Source organism: Leuconostoc sp. LN180020 (assembly GCF_014844115.1).
Classification (GTDB): Bacteria; Bacillota; Bacilli; order Lactobacillales; family Lactobacillaceae; genus Leuconostoc; species Leuconostoc citreum.
This window is the reverse complement of the sequence record NZ_CP039736.1, coordinates 183,874-199,503: the sequence shown is the minus strand read 5'-3', so window position 1 is coordinate 199,503 and position 15,630 is coordinate 183,874. Positions and strand designations below refer to the sequence as shown.

At 39.1% G+C, this 15,630-nt stretch carries 19 protein-coding genes; all 19 read left to right on the top strand.

Going from position 1 to position 15,630, the window contains the following annotated elements; genetic code table 11:
• Positions 1-129: 129 nt before the first annotated feature.
• Entirely contained in the window at positions 130-1,104 is a 975-nt protein-coding gene (gene yvcK, locus FAZ25_RS01070) for a gluconeogenesis factor YvcK family protein (RefSeq protein WP_004900061.1), read from the top strand.
• Entirely contained in the window at positions 1,104-2,048 is a 945-nt protein-coding gene (whiA, locus tag FAZ25_RS01065; RefSeq protein ID WP_004905152.1) for a DNA-binding protein WhiA, read from the top strand. Before yvcK ends, whiA begins: the two co-directional genes overlap by 1 nt.
• 126 nt (positions 2,049-2,174) lie before the next feature.
• Entirely contained in the window at positions 2,175-2,777 is a 603-nt protein-coding gene (locus FAZ25_RS01060) for an ATP-dependent Clp protease proteolytic subunit (protein WP_004900057.1), read from the top strand.
• A gap of 154 nt (positions 2,778-2,931) precedes the next feature.
• Positions 2,932-3,930, top strand: coding sequence for a D-2-hydroxyacid dehydrogenase (locus FAZ25_RS01055; protein WP_004905151.1), 999 nt, complete (start codon positions 2,932-2,934; stop codon positions 3,928-3,930).
• An 88-nt stretch (positions 3,931-4,018) separates the two neighbouring features.
• A complete protein-coding gene (locus tag FAZ25_RS01050; RefSeq protein ID WP_004900053.1) occupies positions 4,019-5,257 on the top strand; it encodes a PTS transporter subunit IIC in 1,239 nt (412 codons plus the stop codon).
• Positions 5,258-5,527: 270 nt separating this feature from the next.
• A complete protein-coding gene (locus tag FAZ25_RS01045; RefSeq protein WP_004905150.1) occupies positions 5,528-6,187 on the top strand; it encodes a hypothetical protein in 660 nt (219 codons plus the stop codon).
• A 112-nt stretch (positions 6,188-6,299) separates the two neighbouring features.
• Positions 6,300-6,836 carry a YqeG family HAD IIIA-type phosphatase gene (locus tag FAZ25_RS01040; protein ID WP_036058343.1) on the top strand — a complete coding sequence of 179 codons (537 nt, stop codon included), beginning with the start codon at positions 6,300-6,302 and terminating at the stop codon, positions 6,834-6,836.
• Complete coding sequence (gene yqeH, locus FAZ25_RS01035) at positions 6,826-7,971, top strand: ribosome biogenesis GTPase YqeH (RefSeq protein ID WP_004900046.1); 1,146 nt, start codon at positions 6,826-6,828, stop codon at positions 7,969-7,971. The genes FAZ25_RS01040 and yqeH overlap by 11 nt, the downstream gene beginning before the upstream one ends.
• A complete protein-coding gene (gene yhbY, locus FAZ25_RS01030) occupies positions 7,971-8,285 on the top strand; it encodes a ribosome assembly RNA-binding protein YhbY (RefSeq protein WP_004905148.1) in 315 nt (104 codons plus the stop codon). Before yqeH ends, yhbY begins: the two co-directional genes overlap by 1 nt.
• 13 nt (positions 8,286-8,298) lie before the next feature.
• Positions 8,299-8,937: a nicotinate-nucleotide adenylyltransferase gene (locus FAZ25_RS01025; RefSeq protein WP_004905147.1), complete on the top strand. Its 639-nt coding sequence runs from the start codon at positions 8,299-8,301 to the stop codon at positions 8,935-8,937.
• On the top strand, positions 8,930-9,520 hold the full coding sequence (gene yqeK / locus FAZ25_RS01020; protein ID WP_040176630.1) for a bis(5'-nucleosyl)-tetraphosphatase (symmetrical) YqeK: 591 nt from the start codon (positions 8,930-8,932) through the stop codon (positions 9,518-9,520). The genes FAZ25_RS01025 and yqeK overlap by 8 nt, the downstream gene beginning before the upstream one ends.
• Before the next feature lie 20 nt (positions 9,521-9,540).
• Positions 9,541-9,912, top strand: coding sequence for a ribosome silencing factor (rsfS, locus tag FAZ25_RS01015; RefSeq protein ID WP_004900035.1), 372 nt, complete (start codon positions 9,541-9,543; stop codon positions 9,910-9,912).
• Between the two features lie 47 nt (positions 9,913-9,959).
• Positions 9,960-10,718, top strand: coding sequence for a class I SAM-dependent methyltransferase (locus tag FAZ25_RS01010; RefSeq protein ID WP_048801761.1), 759 nt, complete (start codon positions 9,960-9,962; stop codon positions 10,716-10,718).
• Positions 10,715-11,908, top strand: a complete 1,194-nt coding sequence (locus FAZ25_RS01005) for a nucleotidyltransferase (RefSeq protein WP_004905144.1) — start codon at positions 10,715-10,717, stop codon at positions 11,906-11,908. The genes FAZ25_RS01010 and FAZ25_RS01005 overlap by 4 nt, the downstream gene beginning before the upstream one ends.
• Complete coding sequence (locus FAZ25_RS01000) at positions 11,905-12,450, top strand: DUF177 domain-containing protein (protein WP_004907344.1); 546 nt, start codon at positions 11,905-11,907, stop codon at positions 12,448-12,450. Before FAZ25_RS01005 ends, FAZ25_RS01000 begins: the two co-directional genes overlap by 4 nt.
• 98 nt (positions 12,451-12,548) lie before the next feature.
• On the top strand, positions 12,549-13,238 hold the full coding sequence (locus FAZ25_RS00995; RefSeq protein WP_004900027.1) for a response regulator transcription factor: 690 nt from the start codon (positions 12,549-12,551) through the stop codon (positions 13,236-13,238).
• A gap of 9 nt (positions 13,239-13,247) precedes the next feature.
• Positions 13,248-14,354 carry a cell wall metabolism sensor histidine kinase WalK gene (locus tag FAZ25_RS00990; protein ID WP_004900026.1) on the top strand — a complete coding sequence of 369 codons (1,107 nt, stop codon included), beginning with the start codon at positions 13,248-13,250 and terminating at the stop codon, positions 14,352-14,354.
• The gene (locus tag FAZ25_RS00985) at positions 14,332-14,604 is read left to right on the top strand and encodes an acylphosphatase (RefSeq protein ID WP_048801760.1); all 273 of its coding nucleotides are present in this window, start codon (positions 14,332-14,334) and stop codon (positions 14,602-14,604) included. The genes FAZ25_RS00990 and FAZ25_RS00985 overlap by 23 nt, the downstream gene beginning before the upstream one ends.
• A gap of 51 nt (positions 14,605-14,655) precedes the next feature.
• Positions 14,656-15,570, top strand: coding sequence for a membrane protein insertase YidC (yidC, locus tag FAZ25_RS00980; protein WP_004900021.1), 915 nt, complete (start codon positions 14,656-14,658; stop codon positions 15,568-15,570).
• Positions 15,571-15,630 lie beyond the last annotated feature (60 nt).

Below are 15,630 nucleotides of genomic sequence, written 5' to 3'. Positions count from 1 at the left end.
ACATGATAAAATGTAATTATAATAATGAAGTTAAAAATCGAAAGGTCGAAGTGACTCCTTGGATACAGATGAAAGTGGCACGTTATGCGTCATTAATGTATGTGTAATTCAAAGATTACTATATAACGTATGCCAGATAAACCCAAAATTGTAATCATTGGCGGTGGTTCAGGATTACCCGTCATTATTAAACCACTTGTCAAACAAAAAATTGATTTGACAGCAATTGTTACTGTTGCAGATGATGGCGGTTCTAGTGGCCTACTGCGAAACTATATTAACATCGTACCACCTGGTGATATTCGAAATATACTAGTGGCTATGTCACATGTTGATCCAGCGATTACGCAAGTCATGCAATATCGTTTTAATGCCAAAGATGATTTTTTTGCTAAGCATGCTGTCGGCAATTTAATTATTGCAGCAATGACAGAAATGCATGGTAATATTTTTGATGCTGTGCAATATTTAGCCAAGTTTATGCGCGTGCGAGGGCGTATTTACCCTGTTTCGAATGAACCGCTAATTTTACATGCAGAATTTAAAGATGGGGAAGTCATTGCTGGAGAGTCTGAAATTACTCACGCGCATAAAGTCATTGACCACGTGTGGGTCACTGGAGATGAACCAGGTGAAGCACCTAAAGCTGCCCCTGAAGTTGTCCAGGCAATTTTAGATGCGGATATGATTGTCTATGGTCCTGGTAGTTTATTCACTTCTATATTACCTAATGTTGTTGTGCCAGAAGTTAACGAAGCCTTACGGTTAACACAGGCTAAGCAAGTTTATATATCTAACATCATGACGCAAAAAGGTGAAACGGATGCTTATACTGATGCGCAACATTTACTAGCCCTGAACGCGCATATTGGTTCCCCAGTGATTGATTATGTCATTGCTAATAATGCCGTTGTGCCAGAAGACTTTGTTGATTATCAAAAATGGGATGAAATTTCACATCAAGTTAAACTAGATGAGGCAGCTGTTAAAGTACAAGGCGCTGTCGAAGTACCGGGTGATTTTTTGCAATTACGTGATGCTGGTGCATTTCATGATGGTGAAAAAATCATGTTAGAATTGTTAAAAATTTTGGAGAATAGTTAATGTCCTACGCAGCAGATGTGAAAAAAGAGTTAACAGGTTTACGTGTTCATGATGGTAATGCCAAAGCTGAACTCTCTGCACTGATGCGCATGAATGGTGTTAGCACATTAGGCATAGATCAAACCGTTTCAGTTAAAACAGAGAATGCTGCCATTGCCAGGCGCATTTATACACTATTGAAACAAAATTATACACAAATAGAAGTCGAAGTGACAGTTGCCGAACACAACTACATGTCACAGCATAAGTCATACGGCGTGTTACTCAAAAACAAAGTATCAGATGTATTAACTGATTTGGGTGTTGATCCGTTTGGTTTGCACCCCGATATTCCTGACAGAATATTGAATCAAGTCGATAAACGACGATCCTTTCTGCGCGGCGCTTTTTTGGCGGCCGGGTCCGTTAATTCACCTGAGAAGGCTAATTACCATCTTGAAATTTTTACAACGCATGAAGAGTTGGCGGAAACGTTAAGATTAATGATGGCTGAATTTGGTTTGCCGGCAAAGATTATTGATCGCTCTGGGGGTTATGTCATATACATTAAGCGTGCTGAAAAGATAGTCGATTTTTTATCAACTATTGGGGCTACTCAAACAATGTTGCGCTTCGAGGATATCCGAATGATGCGTGATATGCGTAATTCTGTGAATCGTATGACCAATGCGGAACTAGCTAACATTCAAAAAACAGCTGATGCCGCTAATAAACAAGTGCAACAAATTTTGTTTATTGCTAATGAAATTGGTGATTTAGATTTATTGCCAAAGAAATTACGTGATATCGCTAAGGCGCGGTTAGAACACCCTGATGATTCATTAGCAGAGTTAGGTGATCGTCTTGAGATTAGTAAATCAGGTGCAAATCATCGTATGAGAAAATTAAAAGCATTAGAAGATATGATCAATGCTGGCGTGACATACGACTTAAATAAATTGTAGGCAATTTTTAGCACTCTTCATGCGTTTGTGCTAAAATAGTCTTAAGCCGTTGTTTGACTAATTAAAAGCGGTAAACTGCAACAATGTTATGTTGTGAATATATTTTAAATAAGGAGCCTAACAATTATGTGGCCAGGAGTTATTGAACAAACTGCCAATGGACGTGAAAGTTATGATTTGCCTTCACGTTTGTTAAAAGATCGTATCGTTTTAGTACAAGGTGAAGTAGAAGATAGCATGGCAACGTCAATTGTTGCCCAATTGCTTTTTTTGGAAGCGCAAGACCCAACAAAAGAAATCTCAATGTATATTAATTCGCCAGGCGGATCAGTTACTGCTGGACTGTCAATTACAGATACAATGAACTTTATTAAAGCACCAGTTACAACAATTGTCATGGGGTTAGCAGCCTCTATGGGAACAATTATTGCGAGTTCTGGTGAAAAAGGTCATCGCTTTATGTTGCCTAATGCTGAATACCTTATTCACCAGCCAATGGGTGGTGCTGTGGGCGGAACACAGCAAACAGATATGGCAATTATTGCTGAACAATTAACCAAGACACGTGACAAGTTGAATAAAATTTTAGCTGATGCTTCTGATCGCGATTTGGAGACTATTGCCCGTGATACTGAACGTGACCACTGGATGAGCGCTGAAGAAACACTTGCTTACGGTTTTATTGACGGTATTTTAACAAAATCTGGTGAAAAGCCAACAACTAAATAAACAAAAAACGCAGGGGTAATCGTCTGCGTTTTTTTGTTTGCATTAAATACAATATTATGGCTATGATATAAAAATAAGTTTAGTTAATATTTCACGTGCAAAAATGCACAAAATGGGGTAAAATAGAGTGGTAATATAAATTTTGGAGGATCTTATGAAGATTTTTGCTTATGGTATTCGTGATGACGAGAAGCCATCACTTGAAGATTGGAAGTCAGCTCATCCTGAAGTTGAAGTTGACTATACTCAAGAATTATTAACCCCTGAAACAGCAGCTTTAGCTAAAGGTTCAGACTCAGCAGTTGTATATCAACAGTTAGATTATTCACGTGAGACGTTAGCTGCCCTAGCTGAAAATGGGGTGACAAACTTGTCACTTCGTAATGTGGGAACAGATAACATTGATTTTGATGCTGCTAAGGCATTCAATTTCAATGTATCTAACGTGCCTGTTTATTCACCTAACGCAATTGCAGAACATGCAGCAATTCAAGTTTCAGCATTATTGTCACAAGCTAAAGTCATGGAAAATAAAGTACAAAAACGTGACTTGCGTTGGGAACCAACAATCCGTCGCGAAGTACGTGACCAAGTTGTTGGTGTGGTTGGGACAGGTCACATAGGCCGTGTATTCATGCAGATTATGCAAGGATTTGGTGCAAAAGTGATTGCTTATGATGTCTATCGTAATGCTGAATTAGAAAAAACAGGCGTTTACGTTGACACATTGGACGAATTGTTAGCACAATCAGATATTGTATCGCTACACATTCCTCATATCCCAGGCACTAATGATCAAATGATTAATGCTGAAACAATTGCTAAGATGAAAGACGATGCTGTCTTAGTTAACGTATCACGTGGTCTACTTGTGGATACTGATGCTGTTGTTGCGGCCTTGGATTCAAAGAAATTGTTTGGCTTTGTTATGGATACTTACGAAGGCGAAGTGGGTGTGTTCAATAAGGATTGGTCAGTTAATGGGCTTGATGACAAGCGCTTAGATGACTTGATTTCTCGTGAAAACGTCTTTGTAACACCACATACTGCATTCTATACAACACATGCTGTAAAAGAAATGGTACACCAATCATTTGATGCTGCTGTAGCTTTTGCCAAGGGTGAGACACCAAGTATTGCTGTAAAGTATTAAGACTTATTGACTAAGCCCGGGCATTTGCGCGGGCTTTAGTGTGAATTGAAACGATTAGTGAACTTGTTTAAAAGTAGTAGGGAAAATTATGACTATTAAAGCAGATGGCCAGAAATGGGCCACAAAGGAGTCACAAATGGTGCGTAATGAAGAATATGCACGTAAAGCCTCCGAAAGTGCACCAGTAACATTTAGTGGTGCCACCGAATTAAAACTTAAGGACTTTTTCTTTAAAGTGCTTTCAGGTTCAGCACAAGGAATTTTGATTGGTGTTTTACCTTCAGCCGTTATGAAGTACATCATTCAGTATTCTGGTTTAGGCACAACTGCTTTTGGTGCTAACCTCAGTGCGATTTTGACGCTCTTTACATCACTTATTCCATTTTTGATTGGTATGGCTGTTGCCTTACAATTTAAAATGAAAAGTTTGGATGTTGGTGTGGTAGCAATTGCTACGGCAGTTGCTTCTGGCTCAATTAAATGGGCCAAAGTATCAGCCGGATTTGTTAACCCAGTCACTGGCATCAAGACGGTCGCACCTAGTAATATCTATATAGCTAATGGTGCCGGGGATGTTATCAATGCGATGATTGTTGCGGCGATTGCCGTATTGGTCACATGGCTTGTGTCTCGATACTTGAAAGGCTTTGGGTCAGTAGCTATCATCTTAAGCCCAATAATTGTTGGTGGTGGGGTTGGCCTAATTGGTAAAACTATTGCACCTTATGTTGGTGCGGTAACCACTTGGATTGGACAATTAGTAGAAACATTTACTAAATTGGCGCCTATACCGATGGCAATGCTCATTGCAATGGCATTTTCAATTATTATTATCACACCAGTGTCTACTGTTGGTATTGCGCTTGCCATCTCATTATCAGGCATCGGCTCAGGTGCTGCAGCGATGGGTGTTGTAGCGACAACAATCGTCTTGCTGATTAACTCTTGGCGCGTTAATAAGCCTGGTGTGACCGTTGCTATTGCACTTGGTGCCATGAAAGGCATGATGCCTTCAGTGTTTGCTAAGCCATTAACGATGCTACCATTCTTATTAACCGCCGCTATATCTGGTATTCCGGTAGCCTTGTTTAATGTTCAAGGAACGCCAACGACAGCAGGGTTTGGGTATATTGGTTTAGTATCGCCAATCCAATCGATGGTTAAAGATGCGGCAGTGCCAGCTAGTGTAATGAATCATTTTATTAACCCCGTAACTGCACTGATTGCTTGGATTATTGTGCCAATCATTGCTGGTTTCATTGCACAATATGTTTTTAGTAAGTTACTAAAGCTATACACACCAATGGACTTCCAACAAGATTTGTAAATTATTTTTAAGACGAGATATGTTAGCGTATCTCGTCTTTTTTTCTTCTTTATGACAGGTATGTGTTAGTTATGTGACGCTGACAATAATTTATTTTTTCAACTCCTAAAATCACTATCAAAGTGCGTTATTTTTCAGCTTTTTTGTTAAACGTTTAATATTTTTTAATGGTAAACAAATAGCGTGATAATGTTTAATATTTATATATTGTATGTTCATTTAGTAACTGGTGTCATGCTTTTGTAACATTGGGATTAGACAATAGAAAGCATGATGTTAAAGAAAATATTACTTACAAGTGCAACAATTACAAGCTGTGGTTTGGGAATTTTTGGAACACCAACACATGCCAATCAAGAACATGTGACCTATACTAAGCCAGATCGTGAAAAGGTTAACGTTATTGGTATTGATGACGCTGTAAAATCATTATCAGATGTCAATAGTATCCAGCTTAGTGCTAGTAAAAGCCATCAGCCAGAGCGTACACAGCAATTGACAGCAGAAGCTAGTGTCAAACAAAATGAAGCGAAGGCTGAACCAGCACCAGCGGTGCAAACACAAACACTGAATCATATTGATATGAATGAACAGCAGGTTGCTGTTGAACCAAAAACCAACGATCAATTGTCAGTCCCATCGTCACAATCTGCAAACGTAGTGGCCACAGCAGCGCCAAAGCCAGTGACTAATACGGGTGACATTCAGTGGCTGATTACACGTGAAAGCCATGGCGATGCACATGCAACAAATGGTGCTTATTATGGTATTGGACAATTGGCAGAATCATATTATGATAAATATGTGCCAGGTCAGAATTACCGTGGAAACTATGATGTGCAATTAGAAGCAATGCAAAAATATATCGCGGAGCGCTATGGTACGGTTGATAATGCAATTTCTCATTGGCAATCAAATAATTGGTATTAAGAAGGTAACAGCGTACTGTTACCTTTTATTTTGTCTGGTGCGACTTGTTATAAATTAATAAGATAGTAGTGTATAATAAGATAGAATAAATAAAATGGATGATGGATTATCGATGCGCTTAGAACATTTTACGCCTACCTACATGGTAGAAAGAATATACGATTTGACAGTTGAAGATTTAAAAGCCCACGGTATTACGACAGTATTGGCTGATTTAGACAACACGTTATTGGCTTGGAATAATCCAGATGGCACCCCTGAATTAAAGCAATGGTTGCAAGATTTACGTGAGGGTGGCATCGAATTGATTGTGGTCTCAAACAATACCACTAAACGTGTTGCTAAAGCCGTTGAGCCACTGGGAGTGAAATTTGTGTCTTGGTCCTTAAAGCCTTTACCACGCGGCATACTTCATGTCTTAAGAACACATCATTTAAAGCGTGAGTCTGTCATAATGGTAGGTGATCAAATGCTTACAGATGTTTGGGCGGCTCATGGGGCAGGGGTGAGAAGCGTTTTAGTAAAACGTTTAATCGAGTCTGACATGTGGCAGACTTGGATAAACCGTAGCGTTGAAAAAATTGTTAAAAAAATTGTTTTTAAAGCACATCCACACTTGAAATGGGAGAAATCACTTCGTGACAACTGAAATAACAGAAACATATATCCAAGAACAATTATCAGAGGGCATTCGCTGTATCGGCTGTGGTGCTTTGATGCAAGTGACGGATGCAAATAAATCAGGTTATTTACCAATGAGTGCACTTAAGAAGACAATTGATAGTGATGAACTGCTTTGTCAACGTTGTTTCCGCTTAAGACACTACAATGAAATTCAACCAGTAGAGCTGACAGACGATGATTTTGCAACGTTGTTGCATCAGATTTCTGAGACGAAGGCATTGATTGTCTATGTTATTGATGTTTTTGATGTCACAGGTTCTGAAATTTCAGGATTACCACGCTTCGTCGGTCAGGATAATCCAATTTTAGTTGTTGCGAACAAAGTTGACTTACTACCTAAATTATTGAATAAAAACCGTCTAAAAAATTGGTTGCAGGCGGAGCTCAAGGCACAAGGTATTCAGCCGGCTGACATTTTCTTGACCTCAGCAACTAAGCCACAAAATTTAGATGATTTGTTAGACAAGGTAGATACGCTACGACAAGGGCGCGATGTTTATGTTGTTGGTGTAACCAATGTTGGTAAATCAACGTTGATTAACCAAATTATCAAATCTCGGACAGGTGTCACTGATTTAATTACGACGTCTCGTTTCCCAGGAACCACCTTAGATCGTATTGAAATTCCGTTAGCTGATGGTCAATTTTTGATTGACACACCTGGCATTATCAAGCGTGATCAAATTGCTCATGTGTTAGATGATAAGAATCTTAAGTACGCGTTACCTAAGAACGAAATCAAGCCACGTACTTACCAACTAAATCCGGAACAGACAATTTTTATTGGTGGTCTGGCCAGATTTGATTTTGAAGCAGGACAACGCAGTGCAGTAACGGCTTATTTTGAAAATAATTTAAATTTACATCGTACAAAGCTACTAGGCGCGGATGATTTTTATCAAAAACATGTCGGGAACCTATTGGCACCATCGCCAACACAAGTCACCACATCGACGCTTGTTAAACATCAATTCCATACAACAGAAAAAAGTGATATTGTGTTTGCAGGGTTAGGTTGGGTAACTGTGCCCGCGGGTATTGAAGTTTCGGGTTGGGCGCCACAAGGTGTTTCAGTCCTTATTAGAAAGGCAATGATTTAATGTTAGAACTTACAGGAAAACAAAAACGATTTTTACGGTCACAGGCAAATACACTATCACCTATTTTTTCGATTGGTAAGAATGGCTTAACACAAAAATGGGTCGATGAAATTGTTTTAGCACTAGCAAAACGGGAACTAATAAAAGTTAGCTTACAGCAAGGTGCTGATGAGAGTGTCAAAGACGTAGCAGATTTTATTCAAGCACATTCCAATATTACAGTGGCGCAAACAATTGGTCGTACTTTAGTTTTGTTTTTGCCTGCTGAAGAAGATAAATATAAAAAAATTTCAGTCGCACTAGCTAAGATTTAAGGCGGTAAAATCTATGAATGGGACGTATACGGTTTACCCAAAAATTCAACCCGATACTGTGACCATGCCGACTAAAAAACGTGTTGGTATATTTGGCGGAACATTTAATCCGCCACACATTGGGCAATTGATACTAGCTGAAAGTATTGGCAAACAATTAGGATTAGAAAAAATATTTTGGATGCCTAATGCTGTTCCAGTTGACGGCACACATGCTAGTGCCGTTGAGCCGTCATATCGGGCACAGTTGGTTAAAATGGCCATCATGGGTAATCCACTGTTTGATATCGAGCTACGTGAAATTCGACAAGGTGGGAAATCGTATACGTACCAGACAATGCGCGATTTGGTTGAGCAACATCCTGAAAATGAGTATTTTTTTATCCTTGGTGGTGAAAAAGTCAGTAAATTAGCGACTTGGGACTATATTGATGAGTTGACGCGATTGGTGACTTTTGTTGCTGGGGCACGCGGTGGTAATCGGCATGAGTCAGACTATCCTATTGTTTGGCTAGATGTCCCAGATATTGCTATCAGTTCCTCAGACATTCGAACAAAGTTAAGATTAAATCAAAGTATTAATTATTTAGTTCCGGAACGTGAAGCATGCTTTATTCAGGAGTATAATCTGTATAGAGGCATTTATGACTAATTATTTTAATGGTACAATTCAAACACTGGAGACACGCGTTGCAGACAAATTATCTGATTATCGTTTTCAACATAGCGTGCGTGTACGTGATTATGCGGTGAAATTAGCACATGATAATGGTGTTGACGAAGATAAAGTAGAAGTCGCGGCACTGGTACACGACTATGCCAAAGAACTTTCAGATGAAACATTTCTCTCTGTGATTAAAGCAAAACATTTGGACTCTGATTTACTTAATTGGGGCAACTATATTTGGCATGGGGTTGTTGGGGCTGAGATTATTCGAGATGAACTCGGTATTGAAGATGACGAAATTTTAAATGCAGTACGTGAGCATACCACAGGTGGTGCCGAGGAAATGACACCATTATCTCAGGTATTGTTTATGGCTGATTATTTAGAAAAAGGACGTGATTTCCCTGGTGTAGAAACAGCACGTCAGATAACTGATCAATCACTGGCCGCTGGTGTGCGCTACCAGATTGTGCATACTGTGTTACGGTTAGTGAAAAAAGAAACGCCGATTTATCCAAAAAGTATCACGACTTATAATTACTGGTTAAACCGGGGACTATTAAATTAAAGAAAGTTAAGGGATTAATTTTGACAACAGCGTTAGATGTGAATACTGTTTTAGAAACAGCGGTAAAAGCTATTGATGGTAAAAAAGCAAATAATATTGTGGCATTAGACATGCGCAATGTGAGTTTGATGGCAGATTATTTTGTGATTGCAGATGCTGCTTCTAACCGTCAAGTGCAAGCTATCGTGACAGAAGTGAAAGATAAGGTTCAAGCAGCAGGCGGTGAAGTGAAACTAATTGAAGGGTTTCAATCAGCTGACTGGGTTCTGGTCGATTTGGGGGATGTGATTGTGCATGTCTTTTCAACCGAACAACGTGACTTTTACAATTTGGAACGGTTGTGGCATGATGCGCCATATGTTGATTTAACGACATTATTAATAGCAGACTAGTTTGAGACAAGCAGCAGCTTGTCTTTTTTTCTGTTAAAATATAATATATGACTGATGAAAACTTACAACAAAATTATTCGACTTTTGCCGAAAAGTATGATCAATTATTTGATGATAATATGTACGAGGCTTGGTTAGCATTCGTTAAGGTGCATACAACAAAAGGGACGATTTTAGATTTGGGTGGTGGTGCTGGTCGATTGGCCGTACTACTAGCTGAAGATGGCTACGCAGTGGACGTTTTAGATTTATCTGCTGATATGTTGACGTTAGCACAACGGCATGCGCAAGCGGCAAAAGTTGATATTAACTTGTTGCAAGCAGATATGCGTGATTGGTCAGACTGGCCAAAGACTTATGACACAATTATTAGCTTTGCGGACGCATTTAATTATTTACCTACCCTACATGATTTTAAAGCAGCTCTAGCACAAGCCGCACAGCACTTAAATACTGGCGGGCAATTATTGTTTGACGTCATTACACCTTATCAGGTGAATGAGTTGTATCAAGCCTATTATTATAACAATGATGATGATGCAGACAATATTTTCATGTGGACATCATACCCTGGAGATAGCATTAATAGTGTCGATCATGATTTGAAGTTCTTTGTCTATGATGAAGCGATTGATGGTTTCAAAATACTTAGAGAGATTCATCATGAGCAAACGTATGACTTGATTGTTTACCAGCAAGCCCTCGAAGAAGCAGGCTTTAAAGACGTGCAAGTAATGGCTGATTTTGGTAATCATTCAGTCAACGATGAAACATCACGTTGGTTCTTTAAGGCGGTGAAAATATGAAAGCAGTTGGTCTCGTAACAGAATATAATCCGTTTCATAATGGGCATATTTATCATATTCAGCAAGCTAAGGCGGTAACAGGGGCAGATGTGGTTATTGCTGTAATGTCTGGAAACTTTGTGCAACGTGGTGAGCCAGCCTTATTTGACAAATGGACACGTACTCAGGCCGCATTAGCAAATGGTGTTGACTTGGTTATCGAACTACCAACTTTTTATGCGGTACAACCCAGTCATTTATTCGCTGAGGGAGCAATTAAATTATTAACTGCACTTGGCGTTGAAGATGTTGTTTTTGGCAGTGAGCACGCAACGGTTGATTTTTTAAACCTAGCAAAACAAGCACCTAGTGTTCAGGGAGGTAAGGCTTTTCAAGAGAAAAACCAAACGTTTGCGCAAGCCTATGCAACACAATTAGAATCAGAAACAGGCTTCAAATTAGAAGATCCAAATGATATTTTAGCTTTTGGTTATGCTAAAGCGATACTAAATTTGAATTCCCCAATTAAATTACATGCTATTCAGCGCGTCGCCGCAGGCTATCATGACCAAAGTTTCACCGATGATCAAACAATCGCCTCAGCATCATCGATTCGACTCGCACTTCATAAGGGCAAACTAGAAAAAGTGAAGGGCGTGGTGCCTAATCAGACACTAGTTGATATTTCATCTGCTAATCATACTGTTGATTTTGAGTCACAATTCTGGCCGTTATTAAAATATCGTTTGATGACTGATACCATAGGACAATTAGGACAAGTTTACCAAATGGCAGAAGGACTAGAGCATCGGCTAGCTGCAGTTGCGCTTGGTGAACCAGGACCGCAAAGTTATCAAAGCTTTATCAAGGCCGTCAAGTCCAAGCGTTACACGTTTGCTCGTATTCAGCGCACACTACTGTATACATTATTAAATGTTAAAGTAGACCAAATGCAAGCAGCGATGCAGGACCCTTATTTACGTATTTTGGGTTTTACCGACAAGGGGCAAGCTTATCTGAATGGTGCTAAAAAAACAACCACCTTACCACTCATTAGTAAGGTTGATCAGCATTTAGCCAAAGCCAATCTGCGTTTAGATTTTAAGGCAGGAAAACTTTGGCAATTATTAGCTCGTGAACCAGGTCAGCAACAAGATATCGCACGGCAACCCATTCATTTTACACAAGCTCATACAAAGGAAGATAAATGAAATATAATAAAAACCAACTTCAAAAATTTCGGCAAAGTTCGTTGGAATTTGATGAAGTACTTGAACTAGCATCACTAGCCAAAGAAAGATTCCCAAAAACAATTCTGGGGCTAACCCCCCTAAACGTTAAGGGTTTTATTCGCTACTACGATAATGATGATTTATTGTTACATATCCAAGTCACAGGAAAAGTAACAGTGCCATCATCTCGATCGTTGGCACCCGTACTGCGAGATATTGATATGACGTTTGATGAACGGTATATCGAAGATGAAACGCGCTTAACAGAATTTGAAGAAACAGAAGCAGTTTTTGTTTTAGAAAGTGATACACTCGATGTTGATACGGCTATTTTAGATAATATCGTAGCTTCATTACCGCTACAAATTTTAACGGCTGAAGAAAAGGCCTCTGATACTCTACCATCGGGGAATGATTGGCATGTTATTAGCGAAGAAACTTTTGAAAATGAGAAAAAAGCGAAAAAAGAAGCGGAATTAGACCCCAGGCTTGCAAAATTAGATGATTTTTTCAAAGAATGAGAAAATACTTGCAAAAAGGAAAAAATTAATCTAGAATAAGGGGAAGTAAAAGAAATATGGATTCGGCAATGAGCCGATTTAAATGTTGAGGACAAAGAATGAGTAAAGTATTAATTGTTGAAGATGAAGAAAACTTGGCAAAGTTTATCGGTCTTGAACTCAAACACGAGGGTTATGAAGTTGAAACTGTTTTGGACGGGCGTTCTGGGCTTGATTCAGCATTGGAAAATAATTACGATGTCATCTTGCTTGATTTGATGTTGCCTGAACTAAATGGGCTTGAAGTAGCACGTCGCTTGCGTGAATCAAAGAAAACGCCAATTATTATGATGACAGCGCGTGATTCAGTCATTGATCGTGTATCAGGTTTGGATTATGGGGCGGATGACTATTTGGTAAAACCCTTTGCTATTGAAGAATTGCTAGCACGTATTCGCTCATTATTGCGTCGTATTGCAATTGAGACAGAGTCGAGTGATAAGCATCGTGCTATCATTAATTTTAAGGACTTACGTATTGAAAAAGAAAATCGCATTGCACGTCGTGATGATCAAATTATCAATTTGACTAAGCGTGAATATGATTTGTTGCTTACTTTAGTTGAGAATATTAATGTGGTGCAATCACGTGAGCAATTGTTGAAAGAAGTTTGGGGATTTGATTCCGAAGTTGAAACCAACGTTGTTGATGTTTATATTCGATATTTGCGTAATAAGATTGATGATCCAGAAAGTAAGGCCTCATATATTCAGACGGTACGTGGTACTGGATATGTTATGCGTAGCTGATTGATTATAATGACAGAGACTAAAAAAACAACTGAAAAAACCTTACGTCGTTTCACATTGAGTTGGCAATTAGCATTGGGGATGGCGTCTGGTTTTTTTGTTATCTTTATTATTTTTGCTTTTGTATTATCGCAGATTTTAAAACAATACTATGGCCGATTACCTGAGACCCTTTATCAATGGCTTGGTATCACAATTTTATTAGGTGGACTTTTTGTTTTTGGTTTTGCCTTTATGTTAACACGGTATATTCTAAGACCAGTAAAATCGATTAAGACAACAATCGAAGCTTTTGAAGACGATCCGATGACCAACGTCAGAGCCGATCGTGCAAATGTAAATGATGAGTTTTATGATTTAGTGAATATACTCAATCGCATGATAGATCGCTTACAGAGCTTGATTGGAGCGCAACAACAATTTGTGTCGGATGTTTCTCACGAATTACGCACACCTGTTACCATTGTTAAAGGTCATATGGATCTCCTTAATCGTTGGGGTAAAGATGAGCCGGAAGTCCTAGAGGACTCGATAAAATCTTCCTTGGCTGAAATGCAGCGAATGGAAACATTGATTAACGAGATGTTAAACTTAACACGTGCTGAACAAATTCCGATTGAAAACGTACAAGAAGTGACTGAAGTTGGTGGGTTAGTGCATCGTGTGTTTGACAACTTTAAATTGATTCATCCTGATTTTATTTTCACTTTGGATGACGATTTAACGCAAGATGCTAATGTCAAAGTCCGGCAAGACCATATGGAACAGATTTTGATTATTTTGGCTGATAATGCTGTGAAGTATTCACTTGATCGTAAGGAAATTCATTTTGCACTATCGCAAACGACTAATCGCGTTGAAATTGGGATTCAAGATTTTGGTGAAGGATTATCAAGTGAGGATGCGGCACGTGTTTTTGACCGCTTTTATCGTGTTGATAAAGCGAGATCTCGTGCTAAGGGAGGCAACGGCTTGGGATTAAGTATCGCACAACGGCTAGTTAAAGCTTACGGTGGGGAGATTACGTTAGAGAGTGCACTCGGCTCAGGATCGGTATTTACGATTCGGTTACCACTACAGCGAGAGAATAAAAATGATCAAAAGCTATCAAATTAATGTCATAGGACGTGTACAAGGCGTGGGATTTCGTTGGTACACAAAACAGGCCGCTGATAAACATCATATTGTAGGTTGGGTAAAAAACGAAGTAGATGGTTCTGTCACAATTGCAGCACAAGGGGATGCTGAAAATATGGCTGCTTTTTTGCATGATATTGCAATGGGCCCAGGTTTTTATAGTCAAGTTGATGGGGTCACTAAAAAAATAATTGCGACTTTTAATGCGAATAACTTTGCTATTAGGTAAGAATTATTGGTATAATGAACTTCTGTAGTAACCAGGAGAAAAATAAACAATATGAAACAAGTAAAGCGCGTTTTGACTGCGGCTTTTGTAATTTTAGATATCATTTTAATTACAGGCGGTTATGATGAACACAGTAAGATGTACCGTTGGATTGGGCATCCATTAGCCGATATTATGACAAATATTGCGCATGTGATTGGTGGTCCCAATGGTATCGGTTGGGCAATTATCATTATCACGGCAATTTTGCGTTTGGTCTTGCTACCATTCTTTTTGAACCAGCAGGTTAATACAACCATCAATCAGATTAAGATGCAAACTTTGAAGCCTGAAATTGACAAATTGCAAGCCTTGTCACGTAAAGCAGGAACGACCGAAGAACAACAAAAAGCTAGCATGGCAATGATGTCATTGTACCGAGAAAATGATGTCAGTGTTATTGGTGGTATTTCTTTTCTAACCATGGCAATGCAATTACCGGTATTCTCAGGATTGTATTCAGCGATTTTGCATGCACCTGCATTAAAAGGGGCATCATTCTTGGGATTTAATCTAAGTCACCCACAAATTGTTTTTGCAATTATTGCTGGTTTGGTTTACCTCATTCAAGCATGGTTAGCCATGCAACACATGCCGGAAGAGCAAAAAAAGACGTCGGCGGCAATGATGTTTATTAGTCCGATTATGATTTTTGGCTTTGCCATGATTGCCAGCGGTGCCATTGGTTTGTACTTTGTTGTTGGTGGTTTGTTTGCACTGATTCAAACGCTGATTCAACATTTCCAACGACCAGGTCTTGAAAAACGTGTGGCATTGGAATTTAAGATTAAGAAAACGGCTGATGATTTGATGTCTGAGACTGCTAAACCAGCTGTCAAAAAACAGACGACAGATGATATGACCACTAAGGATAAGCAGTCAAAGCGCAACGGCAAGCCACGTAATGCAGGCAAGCAACAGCGCTAAGTTTAAGTACGTCAAAATCTTGACGTACTTTTGTTAGTTTTACAAAAGGAAAGTAGAAAA